Source organism: Campylobacter massiliensis, assembly GCF_014253065.1.
Taxonomy (GTDB): domain Bacteria; phylum Campylobacterota; class Campylobacteria; order Campylobacterales; family Campylobacteraceae; genus Campylobacter_A; species Campylobacter_A massiliensis.
The window spans coordinates 541568-564344 of the sequence record NZ_JACLZK010000002.1 but is presented as its reverse complement, the minus strand read 5'-3'; the positions used below and the strand labels follow the sequence as shown (position 1 = coordinate 564344).

The window sequence follows — 22777 nt, the reverse complement described above, 5'->3', positions numbered from 1 at the left end:
CGATGAAAAAAGAAGAAATTTTTGAGATTTTAAAGTCAGCGCTAGTGCAGCTTTTTGAGATCGATGAGGCTAAAATCACGCTGCAAACGCGCATTTACGAGGATTTGCAGATAGATAGCATCGACGCGATCGATCTTATAGATCACATCAAGCGCAAAACAGGATACCGATTGATGCCTGAAGACTTTAAAAATGTAAAAACGCTCGAAGACATCGTAAGCGCGGTGGCTAAAAAATTTGACGAGCAAGCTTAAAATCGTCCTAAGCGTAGTTAGTGTCATCTACCCGTTCGCGCTATTTTTCGCGGGCGATTTTGCCTTTTGGGTCGTATGGGCGCTGGCTGCGCTGTGGATAGCGCGCGGGGCGTATTCAAGCGGCTTTGAGAGAAGGCTTAGTATCTCGGCCGCCGTTTTTTTCATAATTTGTATGATTTTTAGAGGCGGATTTTTGGCGTACCTTTACCCTTTTTTGGTGAGTTTGGCGTTTTTAGCGTTTTTTGCTTTTAGCCTAAAAAACGAGGCCGTCATCACCAAAATCGCAAGACTAAAAGAGCCTGATTTGGATGAAAAAGGCGTGATCTATACGCGAAATTTGACCAAAATTTGGTGCGCGTTTTTTGTTTTTAACGCCGCCATATCGCTTGCGCTAGCTTTGATTGAGGATAAATTTTACTGGAGCGTTTATAGCGGCGCGATATCTTACGCGCTGATGGGAGCGCTGTTTTTCGGGGAAATTTTATTTAGAAAGAGATTTGTAAAAAATAATGAGCTTTGAAGAAAATTTAAAAAATTTTAGATTTACGGACGACTCGCGCGACGTATTTGAGGCGTGCCTCGGATTTGCCGCGTTTTTAGAAAAAAACGGCATAAAAGAGCTGCAAATTTACATTGACGACGCGTTTAAATTTTACGCTGCGTTTTTCGGCTCGCTTTTGGCGGGCGCTGCGCCTTACGTGCTGGCAAAGCCGGTTTATGAGCCAAATTTAACTGCAGTAAACGACGAAAATTTTTCAAATTTTCTTTCAAGCAAGCCCGCAAACGGACTCAAATTTGATCCGCAGGCTAAATTTTATCTGCAAACTTCAGGCTCGAGCGGCAAAAGCAAGATGATAGAAAAGTCGCTCGCGCAGATGATAAAAGAGAGCGAGTATCTAGCCGCTGAGCTAAATTTTAGTAGCCAAAACACCTTTTTTTCAAGCGTTTCGCACAGGCATATGTTTGGACTTACGTTTAAGGTTTTTTTGCCGCTGGTGCTGGGCGCTCGCGTTATCGCGGACGAGCTAAACTATCCCGAGGCGATTTTGGGTTTGGAGCTTGCAAATCACGTATTTATCGCTAGTCCGGTGCTACTTAGAACTCTAGCTCAAAGTCCCGCCGCAAGCGCGCTAAAAGGCTTAAGCGGGATCGTAAGTGCTGGTTCGCCGCTAAAAAAGGAGCTAAGAAGCGAGCTAGGCCAAATCTGCGACGCACGGATCATCGAAATCTACGGCAGTACGGAAACGGGCATAGTGGCTAGAGACGAGGGGTGCGGACTTAGGCTATTTGGCGCGGTGAACGCGGGGCTGGATGACAGGGGCGCGCTAAACGTGAGCTCACCTTGGTGCGAGTTTTTTCAGACTAACGACGCGGCTAGCATCGACGAGGGCCGCCTCGCGCTACAAGGCAGGATAGATCGCATCGTGAAGCTAAATGACAAGCGCGTGAGCCTGGAGAGCATCGAAACAAAGCTGCTAGAGAGCGGTCTGCTCGCGGACTGCTACTGCGCGCCGCACCCGAAATTTAAACGCATCGCCGCGCTTTTACAGCTTAACGGCGAGGGGCTTAAAAAATTTAGAAAAATCGGCAAAAAAGGCGTGGCAACCGAGCTAAAAGAGCTTTTGAAGCTCGAGTTTAAAAACAGCGTCCGCTACTTTAAAATAGTGGAAAAAATGCCGCGAAATCAGCAGGGTAAATTTGAAAAAAGCGAATTTGAAAAAGTGCTATTTGCTAGCCCTAAGCCCGTTTGGAGCGGCGGGCGCGTAAATGAAGCGGGTGAAATTTGCGGCGGTCAAATTTACCAAAACGGCCAAAATTTAGCGAGCGGCTTAAACTGCGGCGCAGATAATGTAAACGATGGGTGCGCTAAATTTGACGAGGGCGGCGATCGGCTCGAAAACCACGCGCAAAAATACGAATTTAGCGCTATCATGCACGCGGGGCTTGAGATTTTTGAAAGCCATTTTCCAAATTTGCCGCTACTGCCGGGATTTATGCAGCTTGACTACGTCTTTGAGCTAGTTAGCGGCGTAGGTATCGACGTTGGCGGCGCTAGCACGGTTGAAAATCTAAAATTTATGAAGTTTGTAAGACCTAGCGACGCGCTTCGCGTTTGTTTTGAAAAACGCGGCGGCAAGCTTTACTTTGAGCTGTTTTGTAACGGCGAAAAGTGCTCGACGGGAAGGGCTACGCTTTGAATAAATTTGCGTTTTTGGTGCCCTTTTACAACCATCCGCAAAATATCAAAGCCCTGATCGCCGCGCTAAAAACATACGAGCTACCCGTTATCGTCGTGGACGACGGCTCGGACGAGGCGAGCAAGCAAATTTTGGCGGAGCTTGAGCGCACGGAGGGTATCTTGCTGCTCACGCGCGCGCAAAACGGCGGCAAGGGTATCGCGATGAAGGAGGGGTTTAAATTTGCGCTGGAGCGCGGATTTAGCCACGTTTTGCAAATCGATGCCGATTTTCAGCACGACGCGGCGCTTATCGGCGAGTTTTTGCGCGAGAGCCGGGCGCACCCGCAAAGTATCGTCTGCGCAAATCCTATCTACGGCGATGATGCGCCAAAATCACGCGTTTACGGTAGGAAAATCACGAATTTTTGGGTCGCGATAAATACGCTAAGCCTTGGCGTAAAAGACGCTATGTGCGGCTTTCGCGTTTATCCTTTAGAGCAGCTTAAAAAAGCGGCGGCGAAAAGCAAAACAAATAGGATGGAATTTGACATCGAGATCCTCGTAAATGCCGTAAGACAGGGCATCGACGTGCGCTGGATAGATACGTGCGTGTGCTACGAAAAGGGCGGCGTTTCGCACTTTAAGATGCTACGCGATAACGCGCTAATCAGCCTCATGCACGCAAAATGCTTCTTTTCTCTGCCCAAATTTGCGCTGAGTAAAATTTGGCGAGCGTGTGGGCTAAATTTGAGCGAGAAGACGCACGTCGAGCCGCGTAAATTTGATGAGGCAAACAAAGCGAATGATGCGCAAAATTTAAAAAAATCGCAAGAAAACGCCGAGCAAAATCTCTGGTGGAAAAAGCAGGAAAGAGGCGGCGCGTTTTTTCTGAGACTTAGCCTATTTTTGGCGCAAATTTTGCCTGAGTTCGCGCTAAAGCTTATCGTTAAAATCGTGGTTTGGTTTTATTATATTTTTTCAAAAAACGAGCGCGAGAACATCGCGGCATTTAGACGAAATTTAAGCGAATTTGCGGGCGCGCAGACGCTAAAAAAAACGAGCGTTTTTAGCCATTTTGAGGCGTTTGGCGGAGCTATTTGCGATAAATTTAGAGTCTGGAAAGGCAAGATTAAAGATGACGAGCTAGAGATCATAGATCTAGAGCATATAAAAAGCGAACTAATCGGCGCGCAAAAGGGGCAAATTTTGCTCACGGCGCACCTTGGAAACGTCGAAATTTGCAAGGCTCTGGGCGCGCGGGTCGATGGCTTTAGGATGGTGATTTTGGCCTATGACAAAAACTCGCGCGAGTTTAACGAGGTGCTAAAGCAGATCAGCCAAAGCGACGGCAGCGTGCGCATGATGCTAGTTAACGAGCTCGACGTAGCCGCGATGCTGGAGCTAAAAAATATCGTCGAAAGCGGCGCGCATATCGGTATAATGGGCGATAGGACGCCCCTTGGCGGCGATAAGGCCGCGTGCGTGAAATTTCTAGGCAAGGAGGCGAGCTTTAACTACGGTCCTTACTTGATCGCCGGGATTTTAGGTGTAAAAATAAGCTCGCTGTGGTGCCAAAAAATAGGCGGCAAATTTAGGATCGAGCTCGTACCGCTAGCAAGCGCCGTAAAGCTAGGGCGAGATAAGACCGCCGCAGCGCGCGAATATCTGCAAATTTACGTCCGCGAGCTGGAAAATCGCTGCAAGCAAACGCCTACGCAGTGGTTTAATTTTTTTGATTTTTGGAGATGAGATGATATCAAAATCAGTCGCGCTAAAGGCGCAGTTTTACGACGTAGACAGTATGAACGTCGTGTGGCACGGCAACTACGTGAAGTATTTCGAGACGGCTAGATGCGCGCTGCTAGAGGAGATAGGCTACGACTACGAGGCGATGAGGGCGGACGGCTACGCCTACCCGATCGTAAAAATCGAGGCGAAATACATAAAACCCGTGTTTTTCGGCGACGAGATCGAGGTGGAGGCGACGCTAAAAGAGTGCGAGTGCTTTCTAAAGATCGGCTACGTCGTCAGAAACGCAAAAACAGGCGAGACGCTGTGCACGGGCTCTAGCTCGCAAGCAGCCGTCGATATGTGCGCGATGCAGACGTGCTTTGAGATCCCGCAAGAGTTACAAAATGCAATAAAAAGGTATATAAATGAAAAAAATAGCAATAATTTTTAGTTTGGCGGCGAGCCTGATGGGGCTTGATTTTAACGAGATAAAATCTCAAATCAAAACGCAAAATATCAGCGGCGATTTCGCTCAGACGAAGTTTTTGAGCGGCTTTAACGTGGAGTTTAAAAGCTACGGCAAATTTGAACTCAGCCAAAGCGAGCTGCTCTACGACACGCTAAGCCCGATCGCGGTGAGCATCGTCATAAACGAGCGCGGGATCTTTCAAAAAAGCGGCAACCAGCTCATAAAAATCGATCAAAATTTTGATAAAAAGCTCTTTTTATCTATCATAAAGCTCGATAAAGCCGAGCTTGAGAAGGAATTTATCTTTAAAATCTCAGGCGACAAAAACAACTGGAAAATCGAGCTCACGCCTAAAAACGTACTGCTAAAACAAATCTTTACGCGTATTTTGGTCGGAGGCGATAAATTCGTCAAAAAGATCGTGCTAAACGAGGTTAGCGGCGATAAAACGGTAAATGATTTTTACAACGTAAAATGAAAAAATCCGCGCGTTTTTTTATCTTTTTAGCGGCGTTTTTGGCCGCGCTCGCCGTTTGTTTTACAAACGCGAAAAAGATAAACGCGGATATTTTTTCTCTAGTAAAATTTGAAAACTCTACCGAGCAAACCGCGCTAAAATCGATGCTAGATAGCGCTTCAAACGAGTTTTTGCTAGTTTCAAATTCGCCTGAGTTTTTAGAAAAAAGCGAAATTTTAGCCGAGCAAAGCGGAGTTTTTGAGGAGTACCGCGCGAAGCAGGACGTAAATTTAACCTCCTATCTAACCCAGCTAAATGCCCTAAAAATCGCGCTTTTAAACGAGCAAACCTTTGAGCTTTTAGTAAAAGATAAAAACGAGTTTTTTAAACAAAGCGCGCAAAATTTATTTAATCAATTCGCCTTTAAACCGCTTAACGCGAAGGATGATTTTTTCGCCCTAAGCTCGCACATGAGCTTAGATGGCTCAAAAATCAGCCTAAATTTGTCAAATTTGATGCTGGAAGCCGCGCACGAGAGCGGTAAATTTTACCTCGTAAAAGCGCGCCTAAAACCCGGCTACGAACCGCGAAATTTGATCAAATTTTATGAAAGCGTACGCGAGCTCGCGGCTGGGGACGCGGTGCAGGCTTACGCTAGCTGCGGCGCGCTATACGGAGCCTATGGAAAAAAGGGCGGCGACAAAGAAAGTGCCGCTATGAGCGCGGTTTCGCTTAGCCTTTGCGCGATTTTTTTGCTGCTCGCGTTTAAAAATTTGCGCATTTTTTGCGTCGTTTTCGTCGCGATTTTCGGCTTTGCGTGCGGGCTTGCGGCTTCGCTTTTGATCTACGAGAGCCTTAGCGTCATGGTCGTGATTATCGGCACGAGCCTTGTGGGCCTCATGTTTGATTTTGCGCTACACTGGCTGGGTAAAAATCAAAACGCGCCCGTGGCTGCCGCGAGCGTGCGTCCGATGCTTAAGATTTTCTTGCTCGGGCTTTGCATCACGATGAGCGGATACGGCGTTTTTGCCTTTTCGTCGCTTGAGCTACTGCGCCAAACCGCGATATTTTCGCTATTTACCCTGCTTGGGGCGTTTTTATTTACATATTTTTGCTTGCCTTTTATATTTGAGGGCGCGACGTTTTCGCAAAGCGCCGTATTTTCAAGGTTTTTTGATAAATTTGCGGGACTTTGCGAGCGTGCGGCGGGAGTGATAAATTTAAAGATTTTACTCGCCGCATTTGTGCTTTGCGCGGGAATTTTGGCGCTAAATTTTAAAAGCCTAAGCACGCCCGAGCAGATCAAAGACTACGCAAGCTCGCCCTCCGAGCTACTGGAGCAGTCTAAAAAGATCAGCACGATAACGGGCGCCGCGCCGCAAAACTCCGTCATCGTGCTAAAGGGCGGCGACGATCTAGTCGGCGATGAAAAACGGCTGATGCGCGAGCTAAAGCAGGCAAATCTCATTAAAGACTACGCCTCTGTTTCTAAATTTATCCTAAGCCGCGCCGAGCAAGAAAGTGTAAAAAATATCTTTAAAGAAACTGTAAAAGACGAGGAAATGTTTAAAATTTACGCACAGTTTGGCTTGCCTAGCGAGCTAGTAAAATCCGAGCTAGAAAAGATCGCAAACATGCAAACTATCGGCATTAGCGAGATTTTAGAATTTGACGCGGCGAAAAATTTGACGCGATTTTTACCGAGTAAAAACAGCAGCACGGTATACGCCGAGGGGCTTGCGGGCGGTGCGAAAACGAATGAAATTTTAAAGGCAAACGGCGCATTTAGCGTGGATTTCGCAGGCGTCCTAAATCAAAATTTGACCGAGGCAAAGGCCTGGGCTGCGGTGCTAAAGGGTGGCGCTTTTTTGCTTGCGTTTGCGCTTTTGTGGGCGTTTTTCGGGGCGGCACGCTCGCTTTTGGTCATGAGCGTCATCACGCTTGGCGTGCTAGCCGTGCTTTGCGGTTTTGCGGCGCTTGGCGTTCACGTAAATATTTTTGCGATTTTCGGGCTTATCTTGGCAAGCGCGGTCGGGATCGATTATCTCATCTTTGCGCTGAACGAGGACTTATCGCGGCGGGAGCGCGTATTTGGGATATTTGCCGCGTTTATCACGAGCTTTATCTCGTTTTTTGCGCTTAGTTTTAGCCAGACGCCCGCAGTTAGCGTTTTTGGACTAGCCGTTAGCCTTTGCGTCGCTTTTTACGGGCTTGCCGCCTGCACGCTGGCGATGAAAAATTTGGCTTAAATTTAGCAAAAAGAGGTATAATCGCGAGCTTACGCAGCGCGAAATTTGACCCGCAAGGGCACGCTAAATTTAATAAAACGGAAAGAAAATGCTAAAAATAAACGGCAAAGACGAGGGCGAATTTATCGGCAAAACCGTAGCGCAGCTGCTCGCCGCAAAGGGACTAAAACCTGAGCGCATCGCAGTCGAGCTAAACGGCGAAATCTTGCCAAAAGATAAATTTGATACGGTGCTACGAGACTGCGACTCGGCCGAGATAGTGCATTTTGTAGGCGGAGGCTGAGATGAAAAATTACGAAAAAGACGATATTTTAGAACTTGGCGGGCATAAATTTAGCTCGCGCTTTATCCTGGGGTCGGGTAAATTTTCGCTACCTCTTTTGGAGGCCGCAGTGCACGAGGCGGGCGCGCAGATCGTCACGCTAGCGCTTCGGCGCGTGAACGAGGGCGGGATCGAAAATATCCTGGACTTTATCCCAAAGGGCGTGACGCTACTACCAAACACCTCAGGCGCTAGAAACGCCGATGAGTGCGTGCGTATAGCAAAGCTAGCGCGCGAGGCCGGTTGCGGCGATCTTGTCAAGGTTGAGGTCATCAGAGACAGCAAATACCTGCTGCCCGATAACTACGAGACGATAAAAGCGACCGAAAAGCTCGCAAGCATGGGCTTTGTCGTGATGCCCTATATGTATCCCGATCTAAACGTCGCGCGCGATCTGGCGTCGGCTGGGGCTGCGTGCGTGATGCCGCTGGGCGCTCCGATCGGGACGAACAAAGGCCTTTGTACGCGTGAATTTATCAAAATTTTGCTCGCCGAGATAGACCTGCCCGTGATCGTGGATGCTGGCATCGGCAGCCCCGCGCAGGCATGCGAAGCGATGCAGATGGGCTGTGCGGCCGTGATGGCAAACACCGCTATCGCGACTGCTGGCGACGTAAAAACGATGGCGCGTGCCTTTGCGCTGGCGATCCGGGCGGGTAGGCTGGCGTATCTATCCGGGCTTGGGGGCGTAAGCGATAGCGCGCGGGCGTCGAGTCCGCTGACGGGATTTTTGGAGTAAATTCGACTTCAAATTTGACGGCATGAAAAACGGCGTCAAATTTGAGGCGGGCGAGGATTAAATTTGCCTCGTTAAATTCTGCGAATTTTAAATTTGATAAATTTGCCGAGTTTTAAATTTAGCGCCGTAAAGGTGCGGGTCTTAGCGCGTCAAATTTGCCGCCTCGCGCCATAAAAACTATCAAATTTAACGCCTAAAATTTAGACGAAAAAACGGAGAAATATTTGAAAAATATAGACGTGATGGAGTATGCGGCGGACGCCCAGCGTATCGACGAAACGCTGATGCGGCGGGTGCTAGCCGCGCGAGAGGGCTACGACTACGAGAAATTTGACGCCCTCAGCGTAAAGCGCGCTCTTGGTGAAGAAAATCTAAGCGTGGAGGGCCTAAAAGCGCTTCTAAGCCCTGCTGCGGGCGCATTTTTAGGCGAGATGGCTGAGGCGGCGCGAGATAGGACGCGCAGGCAGTTTGGCAACTCGGTGCAGTTTTTTACTCCGCTTTATATCTCAAATTTTTGCGATAGCGACTGCGTATACTGCGGCTTTAGCTCGAAAAACAAGATCTCGCGCGTGCGGCTAAAGGCGGACGAGGCGGCGACGGAGCTAGCAAATATCGCAAAAAGCGGGCTAAAAGACGTGCTTATCCTGACCGGCGAAAGCGCGAAAAAAAGCGACCTAGGCTACATCGGCGAGGTTTGCAAGGAGGCGTCTAGGCTTTTTAGCAACATCGGCGTCGAGATCTATCCGCTAAATGCCGACGAATACGCGTTTTTGCACGGTTGCGGCGCGGACTACGTCGTGGTTTTCCAGGAGACTTATGGCCCTGCTGCGTATGCGAGATTTCATCTGGGCGGCGTCAAGCGCTCGTTTGCCTACCGCTTTCACGCCCAGGAGCGCGCTCTCATGGGCGGTATGCGCAGCGTCGGATTTGCCGCGCTTTTGGGCCTTGACGACTTTAGAAAGGATGCTCTAGCCACCGCGCTGCACGCGCATCTCATCCAGCAAAAGTACCCGCACGCCGAGATCGCGCTATCTTGTCCGCGCCTGCGCCCCGCGATTAACAAGGCCCACGTCGGCCCGAGGGACGTCGATGAAAAGGCGCTATTTCAGGTCATCTGCGCGTACCGTCTCTTTTTGCCCTACACAAATATCACGATCTCCACGCGCGAGTCGGCGCGATTTAGAGACGGCGTCATCGCAGTCGCCGCGAACAAAATTTCAGCCGGCGTTAGCACTGGCGTGGGGACGCACTCGGATAAGGCCAAAAAAGGCGACGAGCAGTTTGAGATCAGCGATGCGCGCTCGGTTGATGAGATACTGGGCGCCGTGCGAGGGCTAAATTTACAGCCCGTGATGAGCGAGCATATTTACGTTTGAGGTCGGTCGGCTATCGGTCGCGCGTTTTTGCGAACGTAAAATTTAGCTTTTTGGAGTAGGGGTGATGGATTTTGGTAAATTTGAGCTTGTTTGGGTGACGAGCCGCCGCTTGAGCGAGGATTTTTTCGCGGACGTTAGGCGCGTAGCGCAGGGCGGCAAGGCGGATAAAATTTTGCTCAGGGAGAGCGATTTGCCAGAGGACGAATACGAAAATTTAGCCCGCAAAACGCTTGAAATTATCGCCGAGTGCGATTCCGGCACGCGGCTCGTTTTGCATACTCACACAAGCGTCGTAAGTAGGCTTGGCACGAGCGAACTGCATCTGCCTTTTGCTAAATTTATGGCATCAGGCGGCAAGCGGGCTGTAAATTTAGCGGATTTAAATTTGGTAAAATCAGGTAGCGTCCGTGCGGATAAAGATGAAATTAGCGGCGTTTATGCGCCGAATTTGATGCAAAATCTCAAAATCGGCGTTTCGGTACACTCTTTAGACCAGGCTCTAGCGGCGCAAGACCTCGGTGCTAACTACGTCGTGGCGGGGCATATTTTTGATACGCCGTCTCACGCGCCCGAGCAGGGCAGGGGGCTTAAATTTTTGCGGGGGATTTTCGAGAGGCTAAGCATAAAAAACTACGCTATCGGCGGGATAAATTTTGAAAATTTAGGCGAGGTCAAGGATGCGGGCGCAGCCGGTGCATACATGATGCGGGGATTTTTGAGTTAAATTTAGCCTCCGATGTTTTATTGATTTTGCGGCTAAATTTGAGTCGGCGGCGATGCACTAATTTGAATTTAGCAAAAGAAAGTAAAGTCCTAATCGCAAGTAAAATTTAGCACGCAAAAATGCAAAATAGCCCCAAATTTACACGCCCCGTTTCTGCGTAAATTTCTCAGATTATCGCCGTAAAATCCGCCAAATTTAAGACTATTTTGCTACCATTTCAGACGAAATTTAACTCAAAATGGAGAATGTGTGAAAAAATTAATCTTTGTTACGGTGCTTTGGGCGTTTAGCTTTAGCCTCATCGGCGAGTTTTTGGCGGGGAGAGTGGATAGCTACTTCGCCGCGTTTTCGCGCGTCGTGCTTGCGCTTGGCGTATTTTTGCCCTTTATGATTAAGGATTTTGCCGCGAAAAACCTCGCCCTCTACGCCAAAGTAGCCGCGATCGGCGCGGTTCAGATCGGCGCGATGTATATCTTTTACTACAACTCGTTTGCCTACCTTAGCGTCGCCGAGGTCGCGCTCTTTACGATATTTACGCCGTTTTACGTGAGCGTGGTTTACGATGTGCTCGCGGGCAGGCTTAGGCTACTGTATCTGTTTAGCGTGGGCACGGCGGTTTTGGGTGCGCTCATCATCAAGTACGGCAACGTAAACAGCGGCTTTTGGCATGGATTTTTGCTCGTGCAAGGGGCAAATTTATGCTTTGGCGTCGGACAGAGCGCGTATAAATTTTTACTAGAAAAGCGTGATTTTAACGAGCAAAGAGGGGTTTTTGGCTACTTTTTCGTCGGAGCCGCGGCGGTTACGGGCGTAGCATTTGCTATGTTTGGAAATCCGGAAAAAATCAATCTCGACCTAACCCAGAGCGCCGTACTACTGTGGCTTGGCATCGGAGCTAGCGGTCTTGGATACTTTTTATGGAACAAAGGCGCATGCGAGGTAGATAGCGGCACCCTAGCTATCATGAACAACGCTCTCATACCTGCGGCCATCATCGTAAATTTAGTATTTTGGCATAAGGATGCGGATATACTAAGACTCTGCCTAGGCGGTGCTGTGATTTATATCTCGCTACTGATTCATAATAAAATCATCGCACACTACGAGCGAGCAAGCGTAGCGGCAAAATAACCTAAATTTGAAGCCAAATTTAGCTAAAATTTAAAACTAGCGGCGAGACCAAACATCGCCGCTTTACTTGACGGCAGTAGGTATTTTAAATTTTGGCTTTTAAAAAGGATCAGATATGCACGACGCCGCAGTACTTCTAATCGCACTCATTTTTCTAATCGTAAGCTTTTTTGTTGCTTTAATCGCCCCCAAAGGCAAACGCAAACTGCTTTGGCTTTTTGTTTGGTTTTTGGTATTTTTCGCAGACGGGTTTATAACCTCGGCCATATTTCATTACTACGGAAATTTATACGGCAAGATAAACGTCTACGAGAAACCAGCTATCAGAGCATATTATGCAGGAGAAAAGAAATTTGATAGGTGGTTTCCTGAAGTAAATCAATTATCGTCGCAATATACTAAAGACATTGCTTTTACGATGCTGATAAACGGCGATTTGGACTATATAGATTATGGAGTTCAAGCGGAAGATAGCCCTAATAACGGTAAAATTTTTAGAGTTTACGTAGATAACGATACTTCAAGTAATTGTTTTATGTCAGTAGATGAAGAACTAAAAAAATACTTATCCGATAAAAAAATACCTTATCGCGAGTTCAAACAACTTTACGATGAATACCATTCAAAACCTAGCGAGTATAAAGAGATATATTATAATGCCTGGTTTGATAATGAAGAGAGAAAAAAGAGCTACCCGCAGCAGCAAAGAATAGTAGTAGACAAAATAATAAAAATAGTGCAAGAGCGATACAAAAGCCCAAACCCTATTAGTAGGAACGGCAAAGTATTTACGTGGGACGACTATCAAATAGAGTGGGTTGTAGATAGATTGCAAGACGTAGATAAAAAGATGGAATACTACAAACAAATCTACAAAGACAAATGCGTAGCTCGCAAAGAAATCAATGAAGATGAGATAGCGTCTGCCGAGCTTATCATAAAATATCCGTATGCTATCATAGAGGAAAAGCCTAATATAAAAACTATGTTTGATAAGATAATAGGCATGGGATTTAACTACGGCGGACTAATAAAAGACAGAAATACGGGCAAGATACTAGCCGACAATACATACATCTACGAGTCTTATCACTCTTGGCTGATTCAAGCCTTAACTAATGCTTTGGGTCCGGAATCCGGCGGTCCGTTTTGGATGTGTAATAAAAACGAGACCACTTGGATACAGGACTGTAATCAAAAAATGATAGAGGAATTTTTTAAAAAGGATAGAAGATGATGCTAAAACCTATGCGGAGTTTTCTTGATATAAAATTTGACGCAAAAGCTGCAGAAATTTAAAAGCACCAGTTTTTTGCAAAGCGGCTAAATTTATGAAAATCACGCTAAACGTGGCAAATGCTCCAAAAGCTATCCTTAAACCCGAAAAAGTTATAATCGCGCCCAAGGTATGGCAAGTGATTGCTTTTGCGTAGGCAAAAGAGGAAAGTCCGAGCTGCAATAAGACGGAGTTCCATCTAACGGATGGCTGGGGCGACCCAAGGGACAGTGTAACAGAAAGCAGACTGCCGCTTAGGCGGTAAAGGTGAAACGGCGGGGTAAGAGCCCACCAGCGCGGCGTGCAAGCGCGGCGGCTATATAAACCCAACTCGCAGCAAGAAGGGATGGTTTTGAGTCTTATGTCAAACCCTTCGCTAGAGCCAAATTGTAAAATTTGGAGTAGATAAATAATCACTCACGACAGAACTCGGCTTATCGCCATGCCTTTTTACTACTTTTATTTCATCAAATTTTTAAATTTACGTGTTTTTACTGTGGCAAAACGCTATCTTGACGGCGCGTTTTGCGAGATTTTGACAAATTTAAGCTGAGGTTTGCGTCAACCGCGCGGCGAAGTAAAATTTAATCAAATTTGGCGAGGCGGAATCGGGTTTAAATTTGACGACTGCGGACAGGGTTTAAATTTGAAACGGTATAAGGCGCGTTTTAGATCCTAAATATCCCAAATCTCTAAAATTTGCGAACATAAGGCGCTAACGGCTAGCTTAAATTTAGATTTTTGTTCGTCGTTTGGCTCGTTTATGGTTTCAAATTTTCCAAACATCTCGGCGATCTTAAGCCAGCCCGTCATATCCAGATCAAATTTAACCAAATTTGACGCGCAGAGATATCCGGCGTCGTGATCATAAAAAGCGACCTTGCCGTCATTTAGGCGGACAAGCCAAAGATCGCCTACGCCCGTATCTGCAAAGATATAAAACTCTCGCAGTATCTTACTCTCGCCTTCAAAGACGAATTTTGCTTCATCGTTAAATTCGGCCAGCTCGCGCTCCTTTAGCACTCGAAAGTCGCCCGCTATCTCCGCGCCGAATCTGCTTTTTAAAGCGTCCTTTACGTCGCTTTTCGTCATATTTTGCCTTTGAGGGATAAAAATTTAGAGGAGAATTTGAGATAAAAGCGCCGTAAATGCGGTCAAATTTACTTACGACGCCATGTATTTTTTTACGTTTTTTAGTTTTTCTAGCTCTTTGCCGAGTTCGGTTTTGTTTTTTTGTATCAAATTTATCGCTGCGCCGAGGAGTTCCTGAGCTTGAAGGGCTTCCTCTAAGCTATCAAATTTACTAGGCATCTCGTCCGCTAGCGCCGCGATAGCCTCCGCGTCATCGTTAGCGACGGCGATTTTGAGCTCATCCAGCCACATCGGCCCGCCCCGTGTTCGTCGTCTCTTTCCACGCTTCAAGCAGCTGCTTGGTTACGCTCACGACCTCATTTAGACTCTGCTCGTCGTTGTTTATATTTGCCATCGACAGTAGCTGGATCTGCCTCGTATAAAGGCCGCTTAGATAGTGCGCGACGTTGCCTTGGTTGTAGTCTAGCGAGTTTAAAAGCTCGATAAAGATTGCGTTCGTGCGGTTTATAAAATATACTTTTTTCTCCACGTCGTTATCTTGCATCGCTTTTCTAGCTCTAAAAATAAATCTCAAAACGCCCTCGTAAAGCATCTCGATGAGCTTAGTAGGCGACTCGATGCCGCCTACCGCGTTTTGCGAATACGCCGCGTGTGCAGTGTTGTATTGCATAAATTTACCTTTTACTTCTTATTATATTCGGCTTCGATCATCGATTTTAACGACGAAAATTCGTTATTTAGTTTGCTGATGATCTTATCGTACGCCAAAAATCGCTCTTCCATCGTGGCGTATTTTGCGTCCAGCGACTTTTGCGTTTTTTCTTTTTCCGAGTCCAGCGACTTTTTCTCGTCTACTAGGCTTTGGCCGTATTTGGTTAAAGAGCCGTCTTTTGAGTTGATTAGCCTGTCTACCGCCTTTTTGGTTGACGAAAATATCCCGTTTACGGTCGTGTTTTTCGGCGTTACCGTCGATTCGCTAAAGCCAACTGCATTTAGCGCTGCGGTAGAGCCTTTTATATCTATGGCGGTGCCGTTTGTCGTTTTTAGCATGATGCCGTCTTCGTTTGCGGTTAGCGTCGCTTGTACGCCCGATATCCCAGCGTCGTTTATAGCTTTTAGCAGCGCTAGCGCGTTTTCTTTTGCCGAATTTGACGCAGGCGTAGCGGCTAAATTTATCTTTTTGCCGTTTATCACGAGATCGTCGCCGCCGATAGTGAGCGCTCCGCTATCTACCGGTTTTGAGCTAAGGACTTGAGCCGTACCGTAGGTGGTACCGCCGGCAAATATTTTTTGGACGCTTTGCAAATCCTCATCTAGTTTTTTGCCGAGTTTTGAGCTATCTAGCTCTAGCAAACCTTCTTTGTTTAAACTTAGACCGTAGTCGGCTAAATTTGCCGTCTTGGTCACGTTGTCCTTGGTGTAGGTCTGATTGCTGAATAAAATTTTATTTAGCGTCGATTTTATCGTATTTATCTCGCTCACGCCTTGAAAAGTGCCCGATTTTTTCGTATCCGAATCGTAATCGGTAGCGACTTTTAGGTTGTTTACGAGATTGTTGTACGCCGTTACCATGCTTTGCATGCTCTCTTTTATCGCGCTCGTGTCCTCTTTGACGCTAAAAGTCGTCTTGCCGGTATCTTTTAGCTTTATCGTCATTCCTAAATTTAGATCTTTTACCTCGTTGCCGCTTCGTTTTATCGTGATGCCGTTGTAGACGAACTCGGCGTCTTGCGCGGTCGAGATTTTGTTATTTGCGATATTTGCGCTATCCCAGCCGAGTTTACCCAAAACATCGTCTGCGCCGCTTAGGGCGTTGCCGTCGTCGTCGACGTTTGTTAGCTCGACTTTGTTTTCCGCGCCCGTTTCTTTTGATTGCAATATAAGCTGATACGGATCTTCGCCACCGACCTTCATCGCTTTTGCCGAGACGGCACCGTTTGTGACCTCGTTGATTTTATCGGCTAGCTCTTCTAACGTGGTTGAGCTTTTGACTTCGATCTTATAGGTTTGACCTCCGACTTTTACGCCAAAGGTTCCGTTTTTGCCGATAAACGAGCTTGAGGTGGCAAATTTGGTGCTTTGATAAACGTCTTTTTTAGCTAGTTGCTTAACGTCTATCTCGATATCTTGTACCGCGACGCCCGAGCTTACGCTTATATCTGCGCTTTTGCCGTCCGAACTAGTCGTTCTTTTTTGATACGAGCTATCGTCTGCCAGAGTTGAAACCGAGGAGCGAAAAGTACCTATCAGCGTTTTTAGAGCCGTTAGGTCTTTTTGTTTTGTCGCATTTGCAGTGATCTTTGTGCTTACTGGTTTTATCTGACCCGCTTCGTCGGCGGCTTTTAGCTTATCTATAACTTCCTGCGTTAAAACCTGGCTGCCAAAGCCAAGCGAAGAAACTTTACCTAGCGCCATTTTTAACTCTCCTTGTCAAATAAAACTCCGACCGCCTCTCTAAAATATTCGCTTAGTTTCATAGCTTGTTCGGTCGGAATTTTGCGGATTACGTCGCCGGTTTTCATCTCCATCACGTTTACGTACATGGCCTCTATCTTGTCGTTATAGCCAAAGCGTATGCTAGTGCCTAGATCTTCCATCTGTCTATTTAGCTTTTCGGTGGCTTCTTTTACTTTTTCATTTAGCGTTTCGTTATTTTGCTCGGTTAAATTTTGGGTTGCGTCTTGCTGGATCTGCGTCCTTTCGACCTCTCTAGTTTGCGTAGAGCTTTGCGCGTGCGAGCTTGTAGCTACGTTTGCCATCGATTGGCTCGCTACTTTGAAAATTTCCATATTTTCTCCTTTGAATATTTGCTAGCTTCTATATCGTCAAATTTGCAAATTTTTTTAGCCCCGTTCGGGAATTTTTTGCTTAATTTAAATTTTCGCATAAATTTGTTAAAATCCAGCCTAAATCAAGGCGAGAAAAAGGAGAGTTTGTGAAAATTTCGTTTGAGTGCGACTGTATTTTGCTCGAGGAGTCGCTAAGGCTATTTTTGAGAGATTTTATCTCGCCTAGAAAAGATTGCGATTTTATCGTGGCGGACAAAAAGATAGAGGCCAAAAAGCCCGTTTTCGTGATCGCCGAGCGCTCGCCTCATCTAAAAATCCCTTTTAGTAAAGAGGCCCTTATCTCCGCGCTTGAGGAGTTTTACTCGGCGATCCAGTTTTCAGAACCCGTCGCGCCCTCTCGCACGACCTTGCCCGCATTTGTTATAAAAGAAGAATCCGCGCCGCATAACGGTTCAAATTTGGAGCTTGAGGTTTCAAATTTGATAGATAAATTTAAAGAAGAGCTACTCGCGATTCTAAGGAAAGCTCGTTGAAAAATCTCTACGCGACTATATCAAGCGGCAAATTTAAAGGTAAAAAGCTGCTTTTGCCCTCGCTTCAAACAACAAGAAGCACCAAAAGCATCGTCAAGGGTTCGTTTTTTGATTCGTTTCGCTACGAGCTAGCGGGTAAGGTTTTTATCGAGGCTTTCGGCGGTAGCGCGCTCATGGCCGCAGAAGCGCTAAGTAACGGCGCGACAAAGGCCTACGCGGTAGAAATCGACAAAAACGCCTACAAAATCTCGCTACAAAACGCTAAGCTTATCGGCGACGAGCTGGAAATCGTAAACGGCGATACTTTTGACGCTACTCCCGCCATCGTCGCTAGGCAAAATTTGCCCGTTATCTTGTATCTTGATCCGCCTTTTGATATCAGGGACGGCTTTGCGGACGTTTATGAAAAGTGCGTAAATTTGGCGAGAAATTTGCCAAAAGACAAAATTTATCTGATCGCTTTCGAGCATGCCAGCCATCTAAATTTACCTGAAAACATCGGCGCGTTTACGCTTTTAAAATCTAAAAAATTCGGAAATACTTCGCTTAGCTACTATTCTTAAAAATTTTTGTTTCAAATTTGGAATGCTAATTGCTTTTTGTCCTTGAAAATATAAATTTAAGGACTAAAATGAAACTAGCGGTATGCTTGCTAACCATTGCCATATCGGCTTTTGCGGCGCAGATAAAAGACATCGCAAACGTCGTGGGCGTGAGGGAAAATCAGCTGATTGGATACGGCCTCGTAGTCGGTCTAAACGGCTCTGGCGACGGCAGTAGCTCGGAGTTTACGATCCAGTCTCTTTCAAATATGCTTCAAAGCGTGAACGTAAAAATCAAGCCAGACGACATCAAATCAAAAAATACCGCTGCGGTTATGGTTATCGCAAAGCTACCGCCGTTTGCTAGGCAGGGCGATAAGCTTGATGTCGTGATCTCATCTATTGGCGATGCAAAGAGCCTGCAGGGCGGAACGCTTTTGATGACTCCGCTTAAGGGCGTGGACGGTGACATTTACGCCCTAGCACAGGGCTCGCTAACTATAGGCGGTAAGACGGCGTCTCGCGGTGGAGCAAGCAAGGACGGCAACCACGTAACTGCAGGTACGATCCCAAGCGGCGCGATCGTGGAGCGCGAGATAGCGTATGATATCTATAATCAAGAAGCGATATTTTTAAGCCTTAAAGAGTCAAATTTCGACACCGCTTCAAATATCCAAAGAGCCGTAAATTTAAATCTAGGCGGCGAAACTGCGACGGCTATCGACTCTAGAACCATCAAAGTATTAAAACCGGAAGGCTCAAACGCGGTCGAGTTTATCGCTAAGGTATTAAATTTGGACGTGGATTATAAAGCGCTAGATAAAATCGTAATCGACGAGCGCACCGGCACGATAGTAAGCGGTATAAATATCACGGTCGATCCAGTCGTCATCACGCACAGAGATATCACGATAAAGATAGAACCTAGCTCGTATGGCGATATGGCTGCAAACGGGCAAACAATCGACTTGCAAGACGGCGCAGCGGTAGATCCGCTAACCAATATGCTAAAAATCAGCGGCGAAAAAACAACCGTAGCTAGCGTCGCAAGAGCGCTAAGTAAGATGGGCGCGACGCCTAGCGATATCATCGCGATAATGGAAAATCTAAAACGCGTGGGCGCCATACATGTAAATTTGGAGATAATATAATGTTAAACGTAGATACTTCGGCGGCTTTAAGCTCGTATAATAAATTTGCCACGAGCTCTATCGAAAATAGACGCACGGATAAGCCTCAAAGCGAGCAAGACGCACTTTTAAAAGAGCAAACCGACGCTTTTGAGGCGTTTTTGGTTAAAAGCGTGCTAGATATCGCGCTAAAGGATGAAAATCCGTTATTCGGCAAGGATGCCGGAGACGAGATCTATCACTCGATGTATAACGACACGATGAGTAAGGCTCTGAGCGGAAATTTAGGCTTTAGCGAACTTTTATTCAATTATTTGAAAGAAAGGGCTTAAGAAATTTCAAAATTTGCCGATTTAGTTTCTAACAAATCTAAAAAGGCTTTAAAATGATAGGAACTTTGGGAGCTAAACTGGGCATGAGCCCGCAGCAAATCACTCGCTCAAACGACGTAAAAAAGAGCGAAAACATGGAAAAAACACAAGGCAAAGAAGAAAGCAAGGTTGCAAAGATAGCCGAGCAGATCGCAAACGGAACATATAAACTAGATATGTCCAAGACTGCAAAAGCCGTTGCCGATACGCTTTTATAAGATTTTTTGTCCTTGCGTAAAAAGAAAGGACAAAAATGCTTAAAAGATATTTGGATGAGGCGATGGGGGTGCTAGACGAACTCATCGCTCAAACTACGGAAGATATAGAAAAGATAAAACTAGCCGATCACACTAAGGTCGATGATAGCGTAAGGCGCAAAAACGAGCTGGTTAAAAGATTCGAATCTATAAAATCGCTGCTAGATAAAGAGCTTTTAAGAGTCTCAAAGGAAAACGGCGGGGTAAATTTAAGCTCTATCCTTGACGATGAGGTAAAATCATCTCTCGCGCTTATGCGCTCAAAGCTCGAAGAGCTCTACTCAAAAAACAAAGAATACGCAAAATACGTCGTCGGAGTGAAAGAATTTTTCGATAGCTTGCTAAAAAACATGTTTAAAAGCGAGCCCGGCAACTACGACAAAGAGGGCTTGACGCCTGAAAGTTTATTTAAAACGAGGGTTTAAAAATGGCTAATATTTTTTCGTCTTTACATATTGGAGTTAGCGGACTAGACGCCGCGCAAACGCAGATCACTACGACAGGACACAACATCACAAACGCCGATAGCGAGCACTACACCAGACAGCGCGTCGTGCAGTCTGCTAGAGAGCCTTTTCACGATATTCCTGGCGATATCGGCAGGGGTACACAGGTAGATACGGTCGTGCGCGTGCATGACGAATTTACATTCGCTAGGCTTCGCACTTCAAATATAAATTTAGAATCAACCGAATACAAAAAGCAAATTTTAGAGGAGATTTCGCAGCGCTTCCCTGATCTGCAAAGCGTTGGCATAGGCAGAGATTTGCAAAATTATTTCAATGCCTGGAACAATCTCGCTTCAAACCCGACCGAGGGCTCGCAAAAGATAAATTTGCTAAACAACGCTAACACGCTCTCGACTAGTATCAACAAAGCTAGCGACATGCTAACTAAGATCCAAAAGGACGTGGACTCGCAGATAGAAGTTACCGTAAATGAAATAAATAAATACGCCAAGCAAATCGCGCAGATAAACAAAGAGATCGTACGCGTCGAGTCCGTGGGCAACACTAGAGCAAACGATCTGCGCGACAAACGCGATCAACTCGAGCTTGCTATGTCAAAGCTTGCGGGTATAAGCGTATTTAAGGGCGAACTACAAGGCAGCAACGTCGATCCGACCGTAACGGACGTAGGCACGAAGCATCAGATAAATATCTCGGGATTTAATATAGTTGACGGCGTGACATACCACCCGCTAAAGATAGACAAAATGAACGGCAGAAGCGATTTTAAAGGCGTTTATTTTGAGAGAGAGGACGGCAAAAAGGTCGATCTAAACGGACGTATCCAGGGCGGTAAACTGGGCTCGGCCTTAGATCTACGCGGACGCAGGATGGATGATAGCGGAGAGTTTCAGGACGGAACGATACAAAAATACATCGACAACCTAAATACCTTCGCCAAAGGCATCATAAACGAGACAAACAACATCTACGCAAGATCGGCCGTAGAAAATGCCGTAACAGACGAGATAAAAGACCTAAGCGACTCTAGAACGCTGATGAATTTTAATAACGACATCAAGCACGGTAGCTTTGACGTCGTGGTTTATAACAACCAAGGCCAAGAGGTCGCTCGTAAAACGATAAACATAAACGCCTCGACTTCGATAAACGACAATACTCGCGGTAACTCTATCGTGAGAGATTTTAACTCAGACACCGACGATAACGGCGATAACAATTCGCTAAACGACGTGGATGATTATTTTCGGGCAAGCTATCAGTACGACGCGGCGACTGGCAGGGGAACGTTTGGCGTCATACCGAAAAGAAACGCCGGCGAATACAGCGTGGCTTTCATCGATAAAGGCACGAATTTCCCAGGCATCATTGGGCTAAATAGAGTATTTGAGGGCGACAAAGCCAAAAACATGAGCGTAAAAAGCGAGCTGATGGAAAATCCGCACAAGCTAAAAGCCTACTCAAATCCGACTCCGGGCAACAACGAAGTCGCAAACGATATGGTGCAGCTGCAATACAATAAAATCGTGTTTTACTCCAACAAACACGCGGATAAGCAGGAGAGTATCGAGGGCTACTACCGCTACATCACGTCCGATTTAGCTAGCGAGACGCAGGCAAACAACGACCTAAACGACGCAAACACCGCCATCCATAAGGTCGCGATGTCCGAACATCAGTCCGTTAGCGGCGTAAATTTAAACGAGGAGCTAACAAATCTCATACGATTTCAAAGCAGCTACGGCGCGGCGGCGAAAATCATCACGACCGTAGAAAAGATGCTCGATACCTTGCTAACCGTCAAACAATAAATTTAAATTTCTTTTAGCCTTTTTGGTTTAAAATCTCAGCCAAAAAGGCTAAAAATGGACTTAAAAACCCTTCTAGATCAAAACGTAATCTCTAAAAATACCCATGCGGATTTGTTTGCCGCCGCCGATCCGCTGCAGGTCGCGAGCAAATTTAAAACGCCCGAGATCTCGCTCATCTGCGCGCTTTTTGCCTACGGCAACGCAAAACTCATCGTAAATTTTCTAAATTCGCTCGACTTTTCGCTGTTAGATAAAAGCGAGGATGAAATCATTTCAAATTTGACGCAGCACAAATACCGCTTTCAAAGCTGCGAGGACGTGCGGCAGATTTTTATCACCGTTTCACGCCTAAAAAAGCACGGCGATATCGAAAGCGCGGTGAGATCGGGCTTTGAAAGAAGCGGCTCGATGATAGAGGGCGTAAACGAACTTATCAAATTTATCTACTCGCTAAACCCTTACCGCTCGGAGGGGTATGAGTTTTTCTTCGGCAAGCCGTACGAAAAAGCGCCACAAAGCCCGTATAAACGCTACAACATGTTCCTGCGCTGGATGATTCGAGATAGCGACATCGATCTTGGGCTCTTTAAAAACCTGCCAAAAAGCAAGCTCCTCATGCCTCTTGACGTGCACACGCACCGAGTTTCGCTAAATTTGGGTCTAATCTCTCGCAAAAGCTATGATTTTAGGGCCGTGCGCGAGCTAACGGACAAGCTTTGCGAATTTGACCCCGCCGATCCGATCAAGTACGACTTCGCGCTCTACCGCATCGGTCAAAGCGGCGAACTAGCGCAAATTTTAAGCGAGATAAAGTAAATTTGACGGGTTTGCCTCGCGCTAAACGGCGGCAAATTTAAGCCCTCGCGGCGCATTAA

At 46.5% G+C, this 22777-nt stretch carries 26 protein-coding genes and 1 other RNA gene; 22 read left to right on the top strand and 5 right to left on the bottom strand.

The window, feature by feature from the left end:
* Positions 1–2 precede the first annotated feature (2 nt).
* The 14 genes from H7R39_RS09385 to rnpB all read left to right on the top strand — a co-directional run bounded on the left by H7R39_RS09385 (position 3) and on the right by rnpB (position 13360).
* Positions 3–254, top strand: coding sequence for an acyl carrier protein (locus tag H7R39_RS09385; RefSeq protein ID WP_185898980.1), 252 nt, complete (start codon positions 3–5; stop codon positions 252–254).
* A complete protein-coding gene (locus H7R39_RS09380) occupies positions 238–774 on the top strand; it encodes a COG4648 family protein (protein ID WP_185898979.1) in 537 nt (178 codons plus the stop codon). The genes H7R39_RS09385 and H7R39_RS09380 overlap by 17 nt, the downstream gene beginning before the upstream one ends.
* A complete protein-coding gene (locus H7R39_RS09375; RefSeq protein ID WP_185898978.1) occupies positions 764–2452 on the top strand; it encodes an AMP-binding protein in 1689 nt (562 codons plus the stop codon). The genes H7R39_RS09380 and H7R39_RS09375 overlap by 11 nt, the downstream gene beginning before the upstream one ends.
* Entirely contained in the window at positions 2449–4182 is a 1734-nt protein-coding gene (locus H7R39_RS09370; protein WP_185899422.1) for a glycosyltransferase family 2 protein, read from the top strand. Before H7R39_RS09375 ends, H7R39_RS09370 begins: the two co-directional genes overlap by 4 nt.
* A gap of 1 nt (position 4183) precedes the next feature.
* Positions 4184–4615 (top strand): acyl-CoA thioesterase, encoded by a 432-nt coding sequence (locus tag H7R39_RS09365; protein ID WP_185898977.1) that lies wholly within the window; start codon positions 4184–4186, stop codon positions 4613–4615.
* Positions 4590–5111 (top strand): LolA family protein, encoded by a 522-nt coding sequence (locus H7R39_RS09360; RefSeq protein WP_185898976.1) that lies wholly within the window; start codon positions 4590–4592, stop codon positions 5109–5111. The genes H7R39_RS09365 and H7R39_RS09360 overlap by 26 nt, the downstream gene beginning before the upstream one ends.
* Positions 5108–7339 (top strand): MMPL family transporter, encoded by a 2232-nt coding sequence (locus H7R39_RS09355; RefSeq protein ID WP_185898975.1) that lies wholly within the window; start codon positions 5108–5110, stop codon positions 7337–7339. The genes H7R39_RS09360 and H7R39_RS09355 overlap by 4 nt, the downstream gene beginning before the upstream one ends.
* A gap of 88 nt (positions 7340–7427) precedes the next feature.
* On the top strand, positions 7428–7622 hold the full coding sequence (gene thiS, locus H7R39_RS09350) for a sulfur carrier protein ThiS (RefSeq protein WP_185898974.1): 195 nt from the start codon (positions 7428–7430) through the stop codon (positions 7620–7622).
* Position 7623: 1 nt separating this feature from the next.
* Positions 7624–8400, top strand: a complete 777-nt coding sequence (locus tag H7R39_RS09345; RefSeq protein WP_185898973.1) for a thiazole synthase — start codon at positions 7624–7626, stop codon at positions 8398–8400.
* 242 nt (positions 8401–8642) lie between these two features.
* Positions 8643–9776 carry a 2-iminoacetate synthase ThiH gene (gene thiH / locus H7R39_RS09340; RefSeq protein WP_228724791.1) on the top strand — a complete coding sequence of 378 codons (1134 nt, stop codon included), beginning with the start codon at positions 8643–8645 and terminating at the stop codon, positions 9774–9776.
* A 64-nt stretch (positions 9777–9840) separates the two neighbouring features.
* The gene (locus H7R39_RS09335) at positions 9841–10500 is read left to right on the top strand and encodes a thiamine phosphate synthase (protein ID WP_185898971.1); all 660 of its coding nucleotides are present in this window, start codon (positions 9841–9843) and stop codon (positions 10498–10500) included.
* Positions 10501–10749: 249 nt separating this feature from the next.
* Positions 10750–11631: an EamA/DMT transporter family protein gene (locus tag H7R39_RS09330; protein ID WP_185898970.1), complete on the top strand. Its 882-nt coding sequence runs from the start codon at positions 10750–10752 to the stop codon at positions 11629–11631.
* A gap of 115 nt (positions 11632–11746) precedes the next feature.
* A complete protein-coding gene (locus H7R39_RS09325; RefSeq protein WP_185898969.1) occupies positions 11747–12868 on the top strand; it encodes a hypothetical protein in 1122 nt (373 codons plus the stop codon).
* 166 nt (positions 12869–13034) lie between these two features.
* Positions 13035–13360, top strand: an RNA gene (gene rnpB / locus H7R39_RS09320) — RNase P RNA component class A.
* A 222-nt stretch (positions 13361–13582) separates the two neighbouring features.
* On the opposite strand, the gene H7R39_RS09315 is transcribed toward rnpB, so the two are convergent.
* From H7R39_RS09315 to H7R39_RS09295, 5 genes are all read right to left on the bottom strand, one after another.
* Complete coding sequence (locus H7R39_RS09315; RefSeq protein WP_185898968.1) at positions 13583–13999, bottom strand: hypothetical protein; 417 nt, start codon at positions 13997–13999, stop codon at positions 13583–13585.
* Positions 14000–14071: 72 nt separating this feature from the next.
* Positions 14072–14290, bottom strand: coding sequence for a hypothetical protein (locus tag H7R39_RS09310; protein WP_185898967.1), 219 nt, complete (start codon positions 14288–14290; stop codon positions 14072–14074).
* The gene (gene fliS, locus H7R39_RS09305; RefSeq protein WP_185898966.1) at positions 14277–14669 is read right to left on the bottom strand and encodes a flagellar export chaperone FliS; all 393 of its coding nucleotides are present in this window, start codon (positions 14667–14669) and stop codon (positions 14277–14279) included. Before fliS ends, H7R39_RS09310 begins: the two co-directional genes overlap by 14 nt.
* A gap of 11 nt (positions 14670–14680) precedes the next feature.
* Entirely contained in the window at positions 14681–16414 is a 1734-nt protein-coding gene (gene fliD / locus H7R39_RS09300) for a flagellar filament capping protein FliD (RefSeq protein ID WP_185898965.1), read from the bottom strand.
* A 2-nt stretch (positions 16415–16416) separates the two neighbouring features.
* Positions 16417–16788 (bottom strand): FlaG family protein, encoded by a 372-nt coding sequence (locus H7R39_RS09295; RefSeq protein ID WP_185898964.1) that lies wholly within the window; start codon positions 16786–16788, stop codon positions 16417–16419.
* Between the two features lie 146 nt (positions 16789–16934).
* Here H7R39_RS09295 and H7R39_RS09290 point away from each other — a divergent pair, with 146 nt between their 5' ends.
* The 8 genes from H7R39_RS09290 (at position 16935) to H7R39_RS09255 (ending at position 22718) form a co-directional block, all read left to right on the top strand.
* Positions 16935–17321 (top strand): ornithine carbamoyltransferase, encoded by a 387-nt coding sequence (locus tag H7R39_RS09290; protein WP_185898963.1) that lies wholly within the window; start codon positions 16935–16937, stop codon positions 17319–17321.
* The gene (gene rsmD / locus H7R39_RS09285) at positions 17318–17884 is read left to right on the top strand and encodes a 16S rRNA (guanine(966)-N(2))-methyltransferase RsmD (RefSeq protein ID WP_185898962.1); all 567 of its coding nucleotides are present in this window, start codon (positions 17318–17320) and stop codon (positions 17882–17884) included. The genes H7R39_RS09290 and rsmD overlap by 4 nt, the downstream gene beginning before the upstream one ends.
* A 68-nt stretch (positions 17885–17952) precedes the next feature.
* On the top strand, positions 17953–19014 hold the full coding sequence (locus H7R39_RS09280) for a flagellar basal body P-ring protein FlgI (RefSeq protein ID WP_185898961.1): 1062 nt from the start codon (positions 17953–17955) through the stop codon (positions 19012–19014).
* Positions 19014–19325, top strand: a complete 312-nt coding sequence (locus H7R39_RS09275; RefSeq protein ID WP_004321285.1) for a rod-binding protein — start codon at positions 19014–19016, stop codon at positions 19323–19325. Before H7R39_RS09280 ends, H7R39_RS09275 begins: the two co-directional genes overlap by 1 nt.
* A 53-nt stretch (positions 19326–19378) precedes the next feature.
* Complete coding sequence (locus H7R39_RS09270; protein WP_122873807.1) at positions 19379–19582, top strand: flagellar biosynthesis anti-sigma factor FlgM; 204 nt, start codon at positions 19379–19381, stop codon at positions 19580–19582.
* Between the two features lie 35 nt (positions 19583–19617).
* Entirely contained in the window at positions 19618–20046 is a 429-nt protein-coding gene (gene flgN / locus H7R39_RS09265; RefSeq protein ID WP_185898960.1) for a flagellar export chaperone FlgN, read from the top strand.
* 2 nt (positions 20047–20048) lie between these two features.
* The gene (gene flgK, locus H7R39_RS09260) at positions 20049–21902 is read left to right on the top strand and encodes a flagellar hook-associated protein FlgK (RefSeq protein ID WP_185898959.1); all 1854 of its coding nucleotides are present in this window, start codon (positions 20049–20051) and stop codon (positions 21900–21902) included.
* 54 nt (positions 21903–21956) lie between these two features.
* Positions 21957–22718, top strand: a complete 762-nt coding sequence (locus H7R39_RS09255) for a TIGR02757 family protein (protein ID WP_185898958.1) — start codon at positions 21957–21959, stop codon at positions 22716–22718.
* Positions 22719–22777: the final 59 nt, after the last annotated feature.

What these genes read in the sequence shown, in the direction of transcription:
- H7R39_RS09280 (WP_185898961.1), top strand. Translation starts at nt 17,953, where the DNA reads ATGAAACTAGCGGTATGCTTGCTAACCATTGCCATATCGGCTTTTGCG.
- thiH (WP_228724791.1), top strand. Translation starts at nt 8,643, where the DNA reads ATGGAGTATGCGGCGGACGCCCAGCGTATCGACGAAACGCTGATGCGG.
- H7R39_RS09365 (WP_185898977.1), top strand. Translation starts at nt 4,184, where the DNA reads ATGATATCAAAATCAGTCGCGCTAAAGGCGCAGTTTTACGACGTAGAC.
- thiS (WP_185898974.1), top strand. Translation starts at nt 7,428, where the DNA reads ATGCTAAAAATAAACGGCAAAGACGAGGGCGAATTTATCGGCAAAACC.
- H7R39_RS09315 (WP_185898968.1), bottom strand. Translation starts at nt 13,999, where the DNA reads ATGACGAAAAGCGACGTAAAGGACGCTTTAAAAAGCAGATTCGGCGCG.
- flgK (WP_185898959.1), top strand. Translation starts at nt 20,049, where the DNA reads ATGGCTAATATTTTTTCGTCTTTACATATTGGAGTTAGCGGACTAGAC.
- H7R39_RS09270 (WP_122873807.1), top strand. Translation starts at nt 19,379, where the DNA reads ATGATAGGAACTTTGGGAGCTAAACTGGGCATGAGCCCGCAGCAAATC.
- H7R39_RS09295 (WP_185898964.1), bottom strand. Translation starts at nt 16,788, where the DNA reads ATGGAAATTTTCAAAGTAGCGAGCCAATCGATGGCAAACGTAGCTACA.
- fliD (WP_185898965.1), bottom strand. Translation starts at nt 16,414, where the DNA reads ATGGCGCTAGGTAAAGTTTCTTCGCTTGGCTTTGGCAGCCAGGTTTTA.
- H7R39_RS09355 (WP_185898975.1), top strand. Translation starts at nt 5,108, where the DNA reads ATGAAAAAATCCGCGCGTTTTTTTATCTTTTTAGCGGCGTTTTTGGCC.
- fliS (WP_185898966.1), bottom strand. Translation starts at nt 14,669, where the DNA reads ATGCAATACAACACTGCACACGCGGCGTATTCGCAAAACGCGGTAGGC.
- H7R39_RS09360 (WP_185898976.1), top strand. Translation starts at nt 4,590, where the DNA reads ATGAAAAAAATAGCAATAATTTTTAGTTTGGCGGCGAGCCTGATGGGG.
- H7R39_RS09375 (WP_185898978.1), top strand. Translation starts at nt 764, where the DNA reads ATGAGCTTTGAAGAAAATTTAAAAAATTTTAGATTTACGGACGACTCG.
- H7R39_RS09335 (WP_185898971.1), top strand. Translation starts at nt 9,841, where the DNA reads ATGGATTTTGGTAAATTTGAGCTTGTTTGGGTGACGAGCCGCCGCTTG.
- H7R39_RS09385 (WP_185898980.1), top strand. Translation starts at nt 3, where the DNA reads ATGAAAAAAGAAGAAATTTTTGAGATTTTAAAGTCAGCGCTAGTGCAG.
- H7R39_RS09345 (WP_185898973.1), top strand. Translation starts at nt 7,624, where the DNA reads ATGAAAAATTACGAAAAAGACGATATTTTAGAACTTGGCGGGCATAAA.
- H7R39_RS09255 (WP_185898958.1), top strand. Translation starts at nt 21,957, where the DNA reads ATGGACTTAAAAACCCTTCTAGATCAAAACGTAATCTCTAAAAATACC.
- H7R39_RS09325 (WP_185898969.1), top strand. Translation starts at nt 11,747, where the DNA reads ATGCACGACGCCGCAGTACTTCTAATCGCACTCATTTTTCTAATCGTA.
- H7R39_RS09275 (WP_004321285.1), top strand. Translation starts at nt 19,014, where the DNA reads ATGTTAAACGTAGATACTTCGGCGGCTTTAAGCTCGTATAATAAATTT.
- H7R39_RS09310 (WP_185898967.1), bottom strand. Translation starts at nt 14,290, where the DNA reads ATGTGGCTGGATGAGCTCAAAATCGCCGTCGCTAACGATGACGCGGAG.
- flgN (WP_185898960.1), top strand. Translation starts at nt 19,618, where the DNA reads ATGCTTAAAAGATATTTGGATGAGGCGATGGGGGTGCTAGACGAACTC.